Below are 17723 nucleotides of genomic sequence, written 5' to 3'. Positions count from 1 at the left end.
GACCGGGCCCCGCCCGGCCCGGCAGCTCCTGGCGGCCTCACACCGTCGCCACCACCGCGTACCGCTCGTCCGTCACCTCCCGGCCCCACAGCAGCGGCTCCTCCGACAGCCGTTCCAGACGCAGTTCCCCGGCGAGCGGCTCCAGGAGGCCGGTGAGCAGGTCGGCGGGTATGCCGACGGGGCTGACCGTCCCCCAGACGCCCTCGATGAGGACGAGCCGTCCGCCGGGGCGCAGCAGGGCCCGCCAGCGGCGCAGGACGCGGTCGGGTGCGGGCAGGGTCCACAGCACATGCCGGACGAGGACCACGTCGTAGCGCTGCTCCCCCACCGGCGGCGCCGCCGCGTCACCGACCAGGAACGCCGCGTCGCGTCCGGCCAGCTTGGCGCGGGCCCGCTCCACCATGGCCGGTGAGCGGTCCACGCCGGTGACCCTGTGACCCTGTTCGGCGGCGAGGAGCGACAGGCTGCCGGTGCCGCAGCCGAGGTCGAGCAGATCGGCGGGACGGACGGGCAGCCAGCCGCGCAGCCGCCGGGCCCAGGCGGCGCGCACCTCGGGGTCGCGCAGCCCGTGGTCCGGCTCGTCGTCGAAACCGGCCGCCTCGGCGTTCCAGTCGATCTCCGCCGTCCCTGTTCCCATGACCCCCGGAGGAACCGTATTGTCTTGGTTCATCGTCATAGCTCCCGAAGAGTGACACCTGCCACTGACACTCGAATCGTGACAGCCACCACTGACAGACCGCCCCCGATGAGGAACTCTCCCCAAAAGGGTCTGCCTCCGTGACACCACACACCACGGAATCCGGCAGACGCGCGAAGGAGGCAGCCATGCGCCGCATCACCGTGCAGAAGCCCCTGAAGAGGACCGACCCCCGCCGTACCGGCGACGACCCCGAGGACCGCCCGGCCGGGCGCCCCGAGGTGCGAAAGGACATCGCACGCACCTGGTGGCCGGACGGCTGAACGGGCCCGGTCCGGCCGGTTCCCGGCCCGCCCGGGCCCACTGTCTGATGCCAGGCTCAGCACTCCCTTAACGGGACCATAAGGATCTCCTCCCGACGCCTTCGGCAGGCGATTTCACGGTTTCTTGGGGCTAGGTTCGGATCACCCCCCACGGGGATCCGCCGCAGGGATCCACCGCGGCGGATCCCTCCCCCACGGGATCCGCCGCAGGGGTGGCCCCATCTGACCCACCCCGCCCAAGGACCGTTCGAGGAGCTTCGGCATGCCTGCTCGGCGTCTCGAGACCGCCGCCGCGATCGGCGTAGTCGCTCTCGCCCCCCTCGCCCTGACCCTGCTCGCCGCCACGCCCGCGCACCCGCACGGCACCATGGGCGACCCCGTCAGCCGGGTCGCCCAGTGTTATGCGGAGGGCCCGGAGAATCCCGGCTCGGCGGCGTGCAGGGCGGCGGTCGCGGCGGGCGGCACCCAGGCGCTCTACGACTGGAACGGCATCCGGATCGGCGACGCGAGCGGGCGGCACCAGGAACTGATCCCGGACGGCAAGCTGTGCAGCGCGGACGACGAGGAGTTCGCGGGGCTCGACCTGGCCCGTACGGACTGGCCCGCGACCAGCGTGAACAGCGGCTCGTACACCTTCAAGTACCGGGTGACGGCGCCGCACAAGGGCACCTTCAAGGTGTACATCACCAAGTCCGGCTACGACCCGTCGAAGCCGCTCTCCTGGGCCGACCTGGATCTCGGACATCCCGTCGCGACGGCCATCGACCCGGTCGCCTCCAGCGGTTTCTACACCTTCCCCGGCACGCTCCCGGAGCGCTCCGGCAAGCAGGTGCTGTACGCGATCTGGCAGCGGTCGGACAGCCCGGAGGCGTTCTACTCCTGCTCGGACGTCACCTTCGGCGGGAGCGGCGCCGGCTCCCCCACCGGGGATCCGACCACCCCCGCGGCTGCGGCACCGGCAGCCTCGGCGGACCCCACGGACGCCAACCGGCCGCAGGCGGACGGCGTCGTGATCGGCCTCGCGGACACCGGCGGCGACGCCACCACCCCGTACTACGCGATCGGGGGTGCGGCCGCGCTGGCACTGGGCTCCGCCGCCCTGTTCGCCTCGGTACGGCGGCGGGGTACCGCGGGCGGCGGGCGGCGCGGCCGCTGACACGGGGGGCGCCGGGGCCTGAGCGGCGGCTCAGGCCGGTCAGGCCCCGGCGGGCCGGTCAGCTGAACACGGATGCGCAGGTGGTGGCGGTGGCGTGCGCCGGGTCAAGGGCGTTGGCCACCTCGTGGTAGGCGATACGGTCGAACAGGCCGATCGTCACATGCTCGGAGAGGTCGAGCGGACAGAGGTCCTGGAGCAGGACGTTCTTCACGTCCGACCCGCTGAGGTACTGGGTGCGCCAGGGGGTGACCACCTCGTCGTACTTGGTGGCGATGACCGTGTAGTGCACTCCTGGGACGGTGTCACCGCCCGCGTTGAGCTTGGTGAGGAAGGCGGAGCCGGTGATCTGGTCGGCGAGGCCGGGGGTGGTGGCCTTGAGCAGGTCCTCGGCGCCGGGGAAGTACGGCAGGAGGTTGGTGAGTCCGTCGAGGTCGGTGCCGTGGTTGTCCGGGGCGACGCCGACGAGGGCGTTCACCTTGGCGGCGCCGCCCAGGAACTTGAGGTAGTAGCGGGGCATCATGCCGCCCTGCGAGTGGCCCACGATGTCGGTCTTGGCGGCGCCGGTCGCAGCGAGCACCTTGTCGACGAACGTCTGGAGCTGTCCGGCCGACGTGTCGATGGGGCCGAGGCCGTAGAAGAGCGGGACTCCGGACAACTGGCCGTAGTCCAGGGAGAAGACGCAGTAGCCGCGGTCCTCCAGATAGGGGGCGAGGGACAGCCAGTTGTCGACGGCGTTCCCGAAGGTGCCATGGACGAGGACGACGGGACGAGGGTGCGCGGCGGACGGCTTGCAGGAGTAGTCGTTCCAGCCACTGCTCGGAGCGGTGGAGGCGGTGGAGGTCGCGGTGGAGGCGGTGGCGGTGGCTGCGGGGACGGTCGCGACCGCGGCGGTCAGCAGCAGTGCGGCCAGGGGTCTGACCAGGCGCTTCCAGGGCAGCATCGGGTGATCTCCTTGCGGATCGAGGAGGTGCGTTGGCAGGACGCCCTGTGATCCGGATCACGAGGATGATGCTGTTCTCTCGGCCAAGTTACGGACGAGTAGTCCAACTGTGAAGTTACGGGCCAGTAAAAACTTCCAGTGCTAGCCGGTGATGAGTTGCGATGAGGAGTAGTGGGGGTGGCAAAGGGGGCTTATGCGGGCACAGTTGACGATGCGTCGACTCGCTCCTGGCCGGGGCGCCTCACGCCGCCAGGGTTCCCGGCAGCAGTGCCCGCGGCCCGAACTTCGCCCGCACCCGGTCCGCGACCTCCTCGATACGGCGGATCTTCTCGTCGGCCGGGTCGAACGTGAGCTGGTAGGAGGCCAGTTCGGCGGGACCGAGACCTTCGGCGCGCAGGGCGAGGGCGCGGACCCGGGCCCGCTGGAGACCGAGCGCCTCGTACAGGCCGTATGCCGTCCTGGTCAGCGCGGCGGAGTGCGCGGTCGGTTCGGCGAGGCTGCGGCTGCGGGTCGTCGAGGAGCGGTCGGCGTAGCGGACGGTGAGGGTCAGGGTGCGGCAGACCTTGTCGAGGGCTCGGAGCCGGGCGCCCAGCTCGCCGGCTGCCGACAGCAGTGCTCTGCGGTGCCGGTCGGGGGACAACTCGTCGCGGTCGAAGGGTCGTTCGGTGGCGAGAGACCGGGATATGGCGTTGGGTACGACCCGGCCTCGGTCGACGCCTCTGGCCTTCTCCTGCAGTTCGCGGCCCGCCCTCGCACCGACCAGGCGCTGCAGCGTGGCCAGGGGGGCGGCGGCGACCCTGCCGAGGGTGTCCAGGCCGTACTCGCACAGGGTGCGGGCGGTGGCCGTACCGACGCCGGGGAGCGCGACGACGGGCCGGTCGGCGAGGAACTCCGCGATGGCGTCCGGGTCTTCGGGCACCGCGCAGGTCATCCCGGGCCGGGCGTCGCGCAGTGCCATACGGGCCAGCATCGGGCCGGGTCCGGCGCCGATGACGCAGTCGACGCCGTGCAGCGCGAGGGCACGGACCCGGATCACCGAGGCGAGCTCGACCGCGTCACGGCCGAAGTAGCGTTCGGCGCCGCGCAGATCGGCCAGCGCCCGGTCGGGGGGCAGCGCCTGGACGACGGGGGTGAAGTCCTCCAGCAGCCCGAGCAGCCCCGGCAGGGCCGTCCCGTCCGGCTCGGGCAGCTGGAAACGTACGCAGAGGATGGTCATCCCGCACTCCCCGGACTCTGATGCCACAACTTCCTTCCGCCCGCCGGGCCTTCGCCCGCGGGACGCAGATCGGCCCAGGGGTGCATCTCGTACCCCGTGGGCATACGGATCGTCCGGCCCGGCTCCGGCCCCGGCTCCGGCTCGTTCTCAGCCGCCGGTCCCGCCCGGCCTGCCTCCTCCGTTCGCCCTGCCGGCTCCGCCGGTGCGGCGAGGCGGGCGGCGACCTCGTCCAGCCCGCCCTCGGCGCGCAGTTCGACGAGTTCGGCGAGGTTCCAGGCGGCCGAGCCGACCACGCTGAGGCTGCGCGGACCGCGCCGCTGCACCACTCCGCGCACCAGCAGCAGCCAGGAGTGGAAGACGGTGTGGGCGCAGGCGTCGTGGGAGTCCTCGAAGAAGGCCAGATCGACCAGGCCGGTGCCGTCGTCCAAGGTGGTGAAGACGACCCGCTTGCCGGACCGGATCGGCGGGGTCTGGGTGGCCGCCTTGGCACCCGCGACCAGCACCGTCTCCCCGTGCCGCGCCTCACGCAGCCGGCGCGCCGGGACGACGCCGAGTTCGTCGAGGAAGGCCCGGTGGTCGTCCATCAGATGGCGCGAGGCGTCCATCGACAGCACACCCAGCTCGGCGCTGAGCCGTTCCTCCGCCGTGAGGTCGGGCAGCCCGGCCGGGGCGGTCCTGCGACCCCCGGCGAGCGGGAGCTGACCGCCGCCCGCGCCCCGGGCTCCCCGGTGCAGTTCGGTCAGATGGAGTTGCAGATCACGCCGGTTGGCACCGAAGGCGTCCAGCGCGCCGACCTGGGCGAGCCGCTGGGCCAGCGGGCGGCTGGGGCGGGCCCGTTCCCAGAAGTCGAGGAGCGAGGCGTACGGCTGCCCGTCCGCGATGCGCGCCGCCTCGGCCTCGCTGATGCCGTGGACGTCGGACAGGGCGAGCCGCAGCCCCCACACCGCCGGCGCGCCCGGTTTCCCCGGCGACCCCGACGGCGACCCCGACCTCGCCACAGACGGCAGCTCAGACGGCGCCCCCGACGGCAACCCCGGCCTCGCCACAGACGGCGACCCCGACAGTGATTCAGACACCAGTTCGATGCGATGGGCGACCGCCGACCGGTTCACATCCAGCGGCAGGATCGGCACCCCGTGCCGCCGCGCGTCCGCCAGCAGCAGCCGCTTCGGATACATCCCCGGGTCATGGGTGAGCAGCCCGGCATAGAAGGCGGCGGGGTGATGCGCCTTCAGCCACGCCGACTGATACGTCGGCACGGCGAACGCGACGGCGTGCGCCTTGCAGAAGCCGTACGAGCCGAACGCCTCGACGATCTCCCAGGTCCGCCGAATCGTTTCTGCGTCATAGCCGTTCTCCGCCGCGCGCTGTGCGAACCAGACCTTGATGCGCCCCTGGGACTCCGGGTCCGACAGCCCGCGCCGCACCCGGTCCGCCTCACCCCGCCCGCAGCGGGTCATGACGGCGACGATGTCGATGATCTGCTCGTGGAAGACGACCACCCCGTAGGTGCCCCGCAGCGGTTCCTCCAGATCGGGGTGCGGGTAGCGGACCGGCGCCCGTCCGTGCCGTGCCTCGATGAACGGCCGCACCATGTCGGCGGCGACCGGGCCCGGCCGGAACAGCGAGATGTCCACCACCAGATCGTGGAAGGTCTCCGGCTGGAGCCGTCCGACCAGATCGCGCTGGCCCGGCGACTCGATCTGGAAGCAGCCCAGTGTCTCGGCGGACTTGATCAGCCGGTACGTCGCCGGGTCGCCCGGCGCCACCGCGTCCAGGTCGACCCGGGTGCCTGTGGCGCGCGCCACCTCGGCGACCGCGTGCGCCATCGCCGACTGCATCCGCACCCCGAGCACATCGAGCTTGAGCAGTCCGAGGTCCTCCACGTCGTCCTTGTCGAACTGCGACATCGGGAAGCCCTCCCCGCTGGACGGCACGACCGGCGTACGGGACAGCAGGGTGGCGTCGGACAGCAGGACACCGCAGGGGTGCATGGCGATCCCGCGCGGCAGCGCGTCGAGGGCCTCGGTCAGCTCCCACAGCCTGCCGTACCGTTCCTTCTCCCGCTCGGACTCCCCCGCCAGCGCCCGGAGCTCGGGCAGTTCCGCGAGCGCGGCACGGGCGTCGCGGGCGCGGATGTGCGGGAAGGACTTGGCGATGCGGTCGATGTCGGCGGGGTCCATGGACAGCGCCGCGCCGACGTCGCGGATCGCGTGGCGCACCCGGTACGTCTCCGGCATCGAGACCGTCGCCACCCGCTCGGTGCCGAACCGGCCGATGATCGCGCGGTAGACCTCCAGCCGGCGGGCCGACTCCACGTCGATGTCGATGTCGGGCAGCACGACCCGCTCCTTCGACAGGAAGCGCTCCATCAGCAGCCCGTGCTCGATCGGGTCCGCGTGGGCGATGCCGAGGAGATGGTTGACCAGCGAGCCCGCGCCGGAGCCGCGCGCGGCGACCCGGATGCCCATGTCCCGCACGTCGTCCACGATCCCGGCGACCGTGAGGAAGTAGGAGGCGAAGCCGTGGTGGGCGATGATGTCCAGCTCGTGGTGCATCCGCTCCCAGTAGGCGTGCCGCCCGGCGTAACCGCGGCGCACCATGCCCGCCGCCGCCCGTGAGGCCAGCGTGCGCTGCGCGGTGCGTCGCCCGGCGCCGACGAGGCGGGCCTCGGGGAAGTGGACGGTGCCGATGCCGAGGTCGTCCTCGGGGTCGACCAGGCACTCGGCGGCCGTCGCCCGGGTCTGTTCCAGCAGCCGGTGCGCGGTGTCGCGCCGGAAACCGGCGGCCTCGACGATCCGCTCCGCCGCCGCCAGCATGGCGCCCGTGTCCTTGAGCCATGCCTCGCCCGGGTCGAGTTCCCCGGCGGGGTCGATCGGGACCAGCCGGCGCGCGGCGTCCAGGACGTCGGCGACCGGGCCCTGGCCGGGGTCGGCGTAGCGGACGGCGTTGCTGAGCACCGGGCGGACACGCTGCTCGGCGGCGAAGCCCACGGTGCGGGCGGCCAGCCTCAGGGAGCCGGGCCCGGTGCCCTCGCGGCCGTGCCAGACCGCCTCCAGGCGCAGGGCGTCGCGGTAGATCTCGCGCCAGGGGACGAGGAGCCGGGCCGCGCGGTCCGGGCGTCCGGCGGCGAGCGCGCGGCCCACGTCGGAGGCGGGCCCGAGCAGGACGGTGAGGCCGTCGGCGTGGTTGGCGGACCAGGGCAGCAGCGGGGTGCCCGAGGACATGGGTCCCGGCGGTGCGGCCGGGAACGGGGGTCCTGACCACGCTCCCCCGGTCGGGGGTCCGGCCGGTCCGTTCCCGTCCGGGGTGCCCGGCGGCCCGGCGGCCGGGAATCCGGCGGCGTGGGCGGCGCTGACCAGGCGGCACAGGTCGGCCCAGCCCGCCGCGCCGTCCCGGGCGAGGAAGGTGACGCGGGGCGCGGACTCGTCGACGAAGGCGCCGCCGCGCACCGGGGTACGGCGTCGCCCGCCGCGCAGGGACCCGGCATCGGGCTCGGGCCCGGCCACCGCGAGGTTTGCTCCGAACAGCGGCCGTACCCCGGCTCCGGCGCACGCCTTGGCGAAGCGGACGGTGCCCGCGAGGGTGTCGCGGTCGGTGAGGGCGAGGGCGTCCATGCCCCGTTCGGCGGCACGCTCGGCCAGCCGCTCCGGGTGCGAGGCGCCGTAGCGCAGTGAGTATCCGGAGACGGTGTGCAGATGCGTGAAACCCGGCACACGCACCTCCCGCGCTCATGAGCCCCTACCGGCTCTCGAACATCAGTTCCCTACTCTCCTTTTCCCACCATACCCTCATTCTCGAACACATGTACTACGACGCAGGGGGGACCGTCGTGGCGTGTCCCACCTGCGTGAACGCGGCCCGCCGGGGTCGGCCCCACCTGCCCTGAACGCGATCCGCCGGGGCCCGGCCGGGGCACGCGAAAAAGCCCCGGTGAAAAAGCCCCGGGGCACGCAAAAAGCCGGTGCCCGGCCTCCGAAGAGGTCGGGCACCGGCCTGAGAGCGGGACGTCGGCCCTGCTCAGTCGGTCAGCGTCAGCTGCCGGCGCCGTAGTAGGCGATCCGCATGATCTCCTGCATGTCCTCCAGCATCGGCATCCGCGGGTTGGCGGGCGCGCACTGGTCGGCGTAGGCGTTCATGGCCTGCTGCGGCATGGCCTCGATGAAGGCCTTCTCGTCGACACCCTGTGCCTTGAAGGAGGCCGGGATGCCGCACCGCTCACGCAGTTCCTCGATCGCCCGGGCGTAGGACTCCACGCCCTCCTCCGGGGTGGAGGCCGGCAGACCCAGCATCTTGGCGAGGTCCTGGTAGCGCTCGGGCGCCCGGTAGACCTCGGCCTTCGGCCACGGGGTGGCCTTGTGGGTGACCTTGCCGTTGTGACGGATCACGTGCGGCAGAAGCAGCGCGTTGGTGCGGCCGTGGGCGACGTGGAAGGTGTTGCCCAGGGTGTGCGCCATCGCGTGGACCATACCGAGGAAGGAGTTCGCGAAGGCCATACCCGCGATGGTGGACGCGTTGTGCATCCGCTCACGGGCCTTGGGGGCCTTGGCGCCCAGCTTCACGCAGTCTTCCAGGTTCTCGAAGATCAGCTTGATCGCCTGGAGGCACTGGCCGTCGGTGTAGTCGCTCGCGTAGACCGACACATACGCCTCGGTGGCGTGGGTCAGGGCGTCGAAGCCGGAGTCGGCGGTCACGACCGGCGGGAGGTTCATCGACAGGGACGGGTCGATGATCGCCACGTGCGGGGTGAGCGCGTAGTCCGCGAGCGGGTACTTCTGGGCGGCCGCGGGGTCGGAGATGACCGCGAAGGGGGTGACCTCCGAGCCGGTGCCCGAGGTGGTCGGGATGGCGACGAGCTGCGCCTTCTCGCCCAGCTGCGGGAACTTGTAGGCGCGCTTGCGGATGTCGAAGAACTTCTCCTTCGTGTCCGCGAACGCGATCTCCGGCTTCTCGTACATCAGCCACATGACCTTCGCCGCGTCCATCGGCGAACCACCGCCGAGGGCGATGATGGTGTCGGGCTTGAACTCCCGCATCGCCTCCGCACCGCGCAGGACGGTGGAGAGCTCCGGGTTGGGCTCGACATCGGTGATGTACTGCAGGATGACCGGCTCGGAACGCGAGTTCAGGATCTCGGTGACCTTGCGGACGAAGCCGATCTGCTCCATCGTGCGGTCGGTGACAACGGTGACCCGGTGGACGTCGGGCATCGCCTTCAGGTAACGCAGGGAGCCCTTCTCGAAGTAGATCTTCGGCGGGACCTTGTACCACTGCATGTTGTTGTTGCGCCGTCCGATCCGCTTGATGTTGAGGAGGTTGACCGCCGTAACATTGTTGGATACAGAGTTGTGGCCGTAGGAGCCGCAACCAAGGGTCAGCGAAGGCAGGAAGGCGTTGTAGACGTCACCGATGCCGCCGAGGCTCGAGGGAGCGTTGACGATCACACGGATCGCCTTGACGCGCTTGCCGAACTCCTCGGCCAGTTCCTCGCTCTCGGTGTGGATCGCAGCGGAGTGACCGAGACCGTCGAACTCGACCATCTGGGTCGCCAGCAGCAGACCGTGGTCGGTGTCGGTGGCCTTCAGGCACGCCAGCACCGGGGACAGCTTCTCCCGGGTCAGCGGCTCGTTGGGGCCGACCTCCGAGCACTCCGCGACCAGGATCGCGGTGTCGGCGGGCACGGTGAACCCGGCCTGCTCGGCGATCCAGACGGGGGACTTGCCGACGACCGTGGCGTTCAGCTTGGCCTCGCCGCAGTTCTTGCTGTTCGCGGTGACACCGAAGATGAAGTCTTCGAGCTTCTTCTTCTGCGCGGCGGTGACGACGTAGGCGCCGAGGCGCTTCATCTCGGCGATGCCGGCCGAGTAGACCGACTTGTCGAGGATGATCGCCTGCTCGGAGGCGCAGATCATGCCCTGGTCGAAGGCCTTCGACAGGACGATGTCGTGGATGGCGCGGCGAAGGTCCGCGTCCGCGGCGACATAGGCGGGGACGTTACCCGCGCCGACACCGAGGGCGGGCTTCCCGCAGGAGTACGCGGCACGCACCATCGCGTTGCCACCGGTGGCGAGAATCGTGGAGACACCGTCGTGCTTCATCAGCGCTTGGGTGGCATCCATCGAGGGCTCTTCGATCCACTGCACACAACCCTCGGGCGCACCGGCCGCAATGGCCGCGTCCCGCACGATGCGAGCGGTCTCAGCCGAACACGACTGGGCGTTCGGGTGGAAGGCGAAGATGATCGGGTTGCGGGTCTTCAGGGCGATGAGCGCCTTGAAGATCGTGGTGGAAGTGGGGTTGGTGACCGGAGTCATCGCGCAGACCACACCGACCGGCTCGGCAATCTCAGTAATACCGGTCAATTCGTCACGGTTGATCACGCCCACGGTGCGCAGATTGCGCATCGAGTGGGTGACGTGCTCGCATGCGAAGATGTTCTTGACGGCCTTGTCTTCGAACAGCCCTCGGCCGGTCTCTTCGACCGCCAGCCGGGCCAGCTCTCCGTGCGCACTGAGCGCCGCAAGGGACGCCTTCTTGACGATGTGGTCGACCTGCTCCTGGTCGTACGACTCGAACTGCAGGAGCGCCTTCTTGGCGTTCTCCACCAGCTCGTTCACCTGGTCCACGACCTGCATGGCCAGCCTCCTTCGTCGCGGGCTTCGCTGACATCTCTATTCGACCTGATGAGCGATCGATCATCGATGCGAGAAAGACCCCACTTGAGGGAAGAAGGTCCCGGCACTCCGCGCAAAAGGTCCCAGCCCCTCACCCCGGGGCGGGACTCCCAAATCTGCAGGTCAGACGATCTTTGCCTGCGTTCCGGAAACCCGAATAAGCCCGCGCCTGCCAGGCGCGGGCGTGGACAGGCCGGGCACATTACGCCCTTGACCTGCCGCGCCGGTCGTCTCTGGCCTTCGCGTTCGACATACATTCGCACCGCATCGGCTGCGATGCAACGGCGAATGCCCCTGATCCGGAATTTCTTTTTCGCCAATCCGCCCCGCGGGGCCGCAACAGCCGCAAGTGGCCTGGTCAGGGCATGCGGCGAGGCGTGTCTGCGAGAACCATCCGGCCTCGAAGACACGCCTCCACGGGATCCAGGGGACGTCTCAGCCCTGTCCGGAACTCGCTTCTTCGCCGTCCTTCTCAGGCTGGGGCAGGGCATACGGTGCGTGCTCCTGCGCCGGCTCGACGGGCAGCGGAGCGGACGGCTGCACCGCCGGCGGCACGGGCTGCGGCACCGGAGCGGCGGCCTGCGGCGGCGCCTGGGGCTGGGGCTGGGGCTGGGGCTGAGCCGCCCGCTCCAGGAAGCGCAGCAGCTCCACCGGGAACGGCAGCACCAGCGTGGAGTTCTTCTCGGCGGAGACCGCCACAATGGTCTGGAGCAGCCGCAGCTGAAGCGCGGCCGGGGTCTCGGACATCTGCTTCGCGGCCTCGGCGAGCTTCTTCGACGCCTGGAGTTCCGCGTCCGCGTTGATGACCCGGGCCCGCCGCTCCCGGTCGGCCTCGGCCTGGCGGGCCATGGACCGCTTCATGGTCTCGGGCAGCGACACGTCCTTGATCTCGACGCGGTCGATGGTGACGCCCCACTCCACGGCCGGGCTGTCGATCATCAGTTCCAGGCCCTGGTTCAGCTTCTCCCGGTTGGAGAGCAGATCGTCCAGATCGCTCTTGCCGATGATGGAGCGCAGCGATGTCTGTGCCATCTGCGAGACCGCGAACCGGTAGTCCTGGACCCGCACGATCGCCTCGGCCGGCGCGGTCACCCGGAAGTAGACGACCGCGTCCACCCGAACCGTGACGTTGTCCCGGGTGATGCCCTCCTGGGCCGGGATCGGCAGCGTCACGATCTGCATATTGACCTTCTGGAGCCGGTCCACGAAGGGAACGATCATGGTGAAGCCGGGCCCGCGCACCTGGGAGCGCAGTTGCCCGAGCCGGAAGACCACACCCCGTTCGTACTGCTTGACGACCCGGGCCGCCGCTCCCATGTAGACCGCTCCGGCGGTCACGAGGACCGCTCCCGACGCCACCAGCGCCTCGATCATCTCGGCCCCCAGGGTCCGCAGTGTGCTTGATCGGGAGGATACGCCGTACACCTCTTCTTGCGGCGCCACGTGCGTGTCTTCCCGTGCTTCGACGGTAACTCCCGTGCCCCGGGCAGCGGGAGGCCCCCGCGCGCCGGATGCGCGCGGGGGCCCGGAAGAGCGGTGTGCGTCAGCCGACGCTCACGCCGTAGTAGCTCAGCGCCTCGGTGACCGGCTGGAAGAAGGTCGTGCCGCCGGAGGTGCAGTCGCCGCTGCCGCCGGAGGTCAGACCGTAGGCCACCGTGCCCCCGTACAGCGGGCCGCCGCTGTCGCCGCCCTCGGCGCAGACCGTGGTCTGGATCATGCCGTAGACGATGTCACCGCTGCCGTAGTTGACGGTGGCGTTGAGCGCGGTGACACGGCCGCTGTGGGTGCCGGTGGTGGAGCCGCGGCGGTAGACCGTGGTGCCCACGCTCGGGGTGGCCGCACTGGTGATCGACTGGCTGCCGACCGCGCTGGGGTGGGCGATCGACGAGTTGGTGTACCGCACCAACGCGAAGTCGTTCGTCGGGAAGCTGTAGCTGACGTTCGTGCCCAGCACCGTGGTGTGACCCGAGTTGCTGTACCAGGTGGAGGCGACCTCGCCGCAGTGTCCCGCGGTCAGGAAGTAGTACGTGCTCCCGCTGTGCACATTGAAGCCGAGCGAGCAGCGGTAGGCGCCGCCGTAGATCGCGTCACCGCCGGTGATCAGCTTCCGGAAGGTGCCGGGGGTGTGCTTGATGGTCAGGGCGCCGGACTCGGTGCCCGCCTGCTGCCTGATCTTCGCGATCTCCGTCTGGGAGACCGTGCTGTCGACGGTGACGACGACACGGTTGCTCTTGCTGTCCACCGCCCAGGCCGTCCCGGGGACGTCGGCCTTGAGGACGGAGTCGCTCACCTTGGTGAGCTGGGTGGTGCTGAAGGTCGGGTTGTCACTCGCGTTCGCGGTGGGGGCGGCGAACGCGGCCGCGGCCATGAATCCGGAGACCAGGGCGACAAGCCCGGTCCGTCTCATGAGACCGCTCCGGGGGGTGGTGCGCTTGATCCTCACTTTTCGTTCCCTCCCAAGGGAATTCGGGGGCCCGCGTGGGGTCGGGGCCCGTGAGGCGCAGCCAGCGGCATGATTGTCCGGGATCCGGACAAGCCGTGCCCCTGACAAGCGCTGAGGGGGAGTATTCGGCCGCACGACCAACGTCCGCAAGGGTGCCTTTCGGCCGTGCGGCATTCAAACGGCGGAAAGACTACGCGCGTTGATCGTTCATACGGTCGCAGCGCGCCCGGGTACCGCCGGTTGGGCGAACACTGCCACCCTGGGCGCCGACCACGCCGACCACGCCGACCACGCCGTACTCCCCCGGCCGGGGCAGCGAGCCCCAGGGCCTCACGCTCCGTCAGCAGTCGCAGCAGGAAAAGCAATCGCAGCAGTCACAGTCGCAGTCACAGTCGCAGCAGTTGCACACATCGCAGCACGAGCCGTCACAGTTGCCGCACCAGCCTTCGCGCCGCCTGCGGGACCAGGGCCCCTCGAACTCGTCGGCGCAGCACACCTTGCAGGTGCAGCACAGCCCGAGCGCCGCCGCGCACCCGGCCCAGAAGCCCCGCCCGTCCGGACGCGGCGGCTCACCGCCGAAGGGGTTGCCGTGCGGGTCGCCGTACGGGTTGCCCGGCATCGGGGACTGCGGGCCCTGCGGGGCGTACGGTCCCTGCGGCGGGCCAAAGGCGGCCTGCGGGGCGCCATGCCCGGTGTGTCCGCAGGACTCGGTGCCGAACGCCCGGTCGACGGAGCGGCGCAGTTCATGCACGAGCAGCAGATGGGCGAGACGGCCGTCGGCGAACTCGGCCTCGCGCAGCGCGAGCCGTATGCCGTGCAGCGCGTCGTCGGCGAGCCGGCGGGCCTCGGCGCGGGAGGTGCCGGTGGCGGTGAGCGGGTTCCAGGCACCGGATCCGGCGTCGGCGGCCTGGTCCTCGACGGCGTCCAGGAGATGGGCGAGCCGTCCGAAGAGCCGCCCGGCCTCGGCGAGGGGTGCGGCGTTGGCGGGGCGTCCGGCGAGACGGGCGGTGTGCGCGAAGGCTGCGGCGGTGGCCGTCTCGGTCGGCTCGGTGACGGTGAGAACCGGGGTGCCGGGTCCGGCGAGGGTCTCGATGCCGAGCTGCCGGTCGACGGCGTCCACCAGGACGGCGGTGTCGAAGCCGACGTCGGCGCCGGTGCGGGCGCCCGCGCCGCCCCAGTTCGCGGCGACCCTGCGGGCGGCGGCCGCCACCGGCCTGCACGCCAGCAGCCCGTCGCCGTCGGCGACATGGTCGCGCAGCTTGGCGGAGGCGAGCACCAGGGAGACGGCGGCGGCGAGCCGGGCGCCCTCGCCCCGGGCGACGGAGGCGCCGCGCATCCCGCGCAGCGGACAGGGTCCCGCGGTACGCCGCCAGTCGCCGCCCTTGGCGCCCGCGGCCCCCGACGCCGGTGCGCCGCGGTCGGCCTGAGCCTCCGTCAGCACCGATATGAGCAGCCCGTCATAGTTGGTGACGATCCGCGCGAACTGTCCGTGATCTCCGCGCAATGCGAGGCACAGCCCGCACAAGTGCGCCATCCACTCGGCCTTGAGGCTCTCCCCGAGCCGGTGGGTGCAGGGCCTGACGATTCCGAACACGACGTTCCCCCCGTGCTGTGTACGACGTTGAGCGGCGGGAATCGTACCCATGAATTCATCTGTCCCACCGGGCGGTCCGTTCACCCGGACGCGACGCCCGTCACCCATACGCCAGGAAGAATCATATTTCACTCACAGTCAGCAAGCATGCACGGCAAGTCCCTTGGGAGACGCGGACTCTCGACGGATCCGCTGTGCACCAGTACCGTCACAAACCCCCCGCGCGGCGTCTATTCACATGGCACGCCGTCCGCATCATGGAGACCATAGGGATGCGGAAAGCACGAAAGACCACTGTGAGAGGAGGCGTCCATGGGATCGGTACGCAAGGCGAGTGCTTGGCTCGGCCTCGTTGACGACAACGACAACGACGACGAGCGCTACTACGACGACGACTACTCCGAGGGGGCCGATACCGGGGACGCCTGGGTCACCGACCCTCGTGTCAAGGTGGCCTCGGACACGGCCGAGGAGACGGGCCGCCGGATCGGCACGGTCACTCCGGACAGCTTCCGGGACGCGCGTGCCATCGGCGAGCTCTTCCGGGACGGTGTCCCGGTCATCGTCAACCTCACGGCCATGGACGCCGGCGACGCCAAGCGTGTCGTCGACTTCGCGGCGGGGCTGACCTTCGGGCTGCGCGGCACGATCGAGCGGGTCGCGACCCGGGTCTTCCTGCTGACGCCCGCGAACACCGAGATCATCAGTGCCGACCCGTCCGCGCGGCGCGCGGACGGCTTCTTCAACCAGAGCTGAGGCAGGACCGCACACCGGTCCTGCCCCGGCTCGGGGTCCACCGGTCGGCGGTCCGCAAGGGGGATCACGGGGTTCATACGGTTCCTGCGGTTCATGCCGACAGCCGCGACCTCTCGGGTTCCCGGGGCGAGGGCAGCGTTCTCACTTGGGCCTCGTTCTCATACTGATCGAGTTCCGCACGCTGCTCAAGTTCCGCACGCTGCTCGAGTTCCTCACACTGCATCACCCGGGGCAGCCGCAGCGCCATCGCCGCCCCTATCAGCAACAGCGCAGCACTCACCAGCAGCGTCACATGCAGCCCGTGGACGAAGGAGTCCCGGGCGGCACGGCGCAGCGCGGCTCCCGGGCCGCCCCCGAGCTGCCCGGCCACCTCGTACGCCTCGCCCAGCGAGTGCTCCGCCGCCGTCGCAGCGGCGGACGGGACACCGGGCACGGCCGAGAGACCGGGCGCGTAGGCGGCGTTCATCACGCTGCCCAGCAGGGCGATGCCGATACCGGCGCCCAGCTGGTAGGAGGTCTCGCCGATCGCCGCGGCTCCGCCCGCCTGTTCGGGGGGCGCCTCGCTGAGCATCGACTCGTACGCGCCGAACAGCGTCGTCTCCAGCCCGAAGCCGAGCAGCACGAAGCCGAGGAACAGGAGTCCGACGTTGTCGGCGCCGCCCATCGCGGTCAGCGTGATCACGGCGGCCGCGGTGAGGGTGAAGCCGAAGCTGACCATGAGGCGGGGACCGAAGCGGCGCAGCAGCCGGGCCCCGGCGAGACCCGCCGCCATCGCCGCGACAGTGAGCGGCAGCAGTCTGAGGCCGGTCTGGAGCGGGGAGAGCCCGAGCACGAGCTGGAGATACTGCGCGGCGATCAGTTCCAGCCCGACCAGCGCCAGCATGGCGAGCACGATGCAGCCGACGGAGGTGCTGAAGGCGGGGCGTGCGAACATCCGCAGATCCACCAGCGGGTAGGGGCGGCGCCCCTGACGCCGTACGAACACCGCGAGGAGCAGGCCGCCCAGCAGCAGCGGAATGAGCGTGAACAGGCTGGTCGGGCCCTCGCCGCCGCCGAGCCGCTTCACCCCGAGGACCACGCCGAACAGCCCGGCGGCCGCCATCAGCGCGCCGGTGACGTCCCAGGGGCCGTCGCCCTCGCCGGTCGACTCGGGCAGCAGCAGCCGTCCGGCCGGCACGCTCACCAGCATCAGGGGGATGTTCACCAGGAACACCGAGCCCCACCAGAAGTGCTCCAGGAGAAAGCCGCCGAGCAGCGGTCCGACGGCCGCGCCCACCGCGGCGACCGCGCTCCACACACCGATCGCCACCGCGCGTTCACGCCGGTCGGGGAAGACCTGGCGGAGGATCGAGAGCGTCGCGGGCATGATCATCGCGCCGCCGACGCCGAGCAGTGCCCGCGCGCCGATCAGCACCTCGGCGTCATGGGCGAAGGCGGCCACGGCGGAGGCGACGCCGAACAGGCAGTAGCCCAGCAGAAGGATTCTGCGGCGGCCCACCCGGTCGCCCAGTGTGCCGAAGAGGATCAGCAGCGAGGCGCAGACCAGCGGATAGACGTCGACGATCCAGAGCAGTTCGATCGCGCCGGGCTTCAGGTCCTCGGTGACGGCGGGCACCGCCACATGCAGCACGGTCGCGTCGAGGGCGACCAGCAGCAGGCTGACGCACAGGACGACGAGGACGACCCAGCGGTTGGCACCGGTCCCGGCCGCCCGACGGCGCGGCGCAGCCGCGGCCGTGGTCGTCCCGGACATGTGCGTACCTCCAAGCTGAACACTCGTGTTCGGCGGTCTCGCGGGGCGGGGATTCCCCACGACTCGGCAGGAGGGAGCGGTGACCTCCGGCCCGCGCAGCGAACGGCGAGTGACACGTCAGCGTACGCGAGTCGACCGCCGTGCCAAGGTGGCGGACGTCTCAACCCTGGCAAGAAGGTGTGTGGTGTACCCCACTCCGACCCCCCTTGACCACGCCCCGGTGACCGGTCC

The 17723-nt window shown here is 70.8% G+C and carries 12 protein-coding genes; 3 read left to right on the top strand and 9 right to left on the bottom strand.

What is annotated here, in order from left to right:
• Positions 1 to 37: 37 nt before the first annotated feature.
• Entirely contained in the window at positions 38 to 676 is a 639-nt protein-coding gene (locus ACSYGN_RS32440; RefSeq protein WP_460401955.1) for a class I SAM-dependent methyltransferase, read from the bottom strand.
• A 149-nt stretch (positions 677 to 825) separates the two neighbouring features.
• Here ACSYGN_RS32440 and ACSYGN_RS32435 point away from each other — a divergent pair, with 149 nt between their 5' ends.
• The gene (locus tag ACSYGN_RS32435) at positions 826 to 960 is read left to right on the top strand and encodes a hypothetical protein (protein WP_460401953.1); all 135 of its coding nucleotides are present in this window, start codon (positions 826 to 828) and stop codon (positions 958 to 960) included.
• A gap of 262 nt (positions 961 to 1222) precedes the next feature.
• The gene (locus tag ACSYGN_RS32430) at positions 1223 to 2116 is read left to right on the top strand and encodes a lytic polysaccharide monooxygenase auxiliary activity family 9 protein (RefSeq protein ID WP_460401951.1); all 894 of its coding nucleotides are present in this window, start codon (positions 1223 to 1225) and stop codon (positions 2114 to 2116) included.
• Positions 2117 to 2174: 58 nt separating this feature from the next.
• On the opposite strand, the gene ACSYGN_RS32425 is transcribed toward ACSYGN_RS32430, so the two are convergent.
• From ACSYGN_RS32425 to ACSYGN_RS32395, 7 genes are all read right to left on the bottom strand, one after another.
• Entirely contained in the window at positions 2175 to 3056 is an 882-nt protein-coding gene (locus ACSYGN_RS32425) for an esterase/lipase family protein (RefSeq protein ID WP_460401949.1), read from the bottom strand.
• A 241-nt stretch (positions 3057 to 3297) separates the two neighbouring features.
• On the bottom strand, positions 3298 to 4272 hold the full coding sequence (locus ACSYGN_RS32420) for a DNA polymerase Y family protein (protein WP_460401947.1): 975 nt from the start codon (positions 4270 to 4272) through the stop codon (positions 3298 to 3300).
• A complete protein-coding gene (locus ACSYGN_RS32415) occupies positions 4269 to 7988 on the bottom strand; it encodes a DNA polymerase III subunit alpha (RefSeq protein WP_460401945.1) in 3720 nt (1239 codons plus the stop codon). The genes ACSYGN_RS32420 and ACSYGN_RS32415 overlap by 4 nt, the downstream gene beginning before the upstream one ends.
• Before the next feature lie 318 nt (positions 7989 to 8306).
• Entirely contained in the window at positions 8307 to 10907 is a 2601-nt protein-coding gene (gene adhE / locus ACSYGN_RS32410) for a bifunctional acetaldehyde-CoA/alcohol dehydrogenase (RefSeq protein WP_460401943.1), read from the bottom strand.
• Positions 10908 to 11381: 474 nt separating this feature from the next.
• Positions 11382 to 12320: a slipin family protein gene (locus ACSYGN_RS32405; protein ID WP_460401941.1), complete on the bottom strand. Its 939-nt coding sequence runs from the start codon at positions 12318 to 12320 to the stop codon at positions 11382 to 11384.
• Between the two features lie 169 nt (positions 12321 to 12489).
• Entirely contained in the window at positions 12490 to 13389 is a 900-nt protein-coding gene (locus ACSYGN_RS32400) for a S1 family peptidase (protein WP_460401939.1), read from the bottom strand.
• A 340-nt stretch (positions 13390 to 13729) separates the two neighbouring features.
• Positions 13730 to 14983 carry a DUF5685 family protein gene (locus ACSYGN_RS32395; RefSeq protein WP_460401937.1) on the bottom strand — a complete coding sequence of 418 codons (1254 nt, stop codon included), beginning with the start codon at positions 14981 to 14983 and terminating at the stop codon, positions 13730 to 13732.
• 312 nt (positions 14984 to 15295) lie between these two features.
• Here ACSYGN_RS32395 and ACSYGN_RS32390 point away from each other — a divergent pair, with 312 nt between their 5' ends.
• Positions 15296 to 15739: a cell division protein SepF gene (locus ACSYGN_RS32390; RefSeq protein ID WP_460401935.1), complete on the top strand. Its 444-nt coding sequence runs from the start codon at positions 15296 to 15298 to the stop codon at positions 15737 to 15739.
• A gap of 91 nt (positions 15740 to 15830) precedes the next feature.
• Here ACSYGN_RS32390 and ACSYGN_RS32385 read toward each other — a convergent pair whose 3' ends face one another.
• Entirely contained in the window at positions 15831 to 17492 is a 1662-nt protein-coding gene (locus tag ACSYGN_RS32385; protein WP_460401933.1) for an MFS transporter, read from the bottom strand.
• Positions 17493 to 17723 lie beyond the last annotated feature (231 nt).

The sequence above is a fragment of the Streptomyces sp. YIM S03343 genome, from assembly GCF_054729195.1.
The sequence above is the reverse complement of the archived record's forward strand: the minus strand, read 5'-3'. Positions and strand labels throughout refer to the sequence as shown.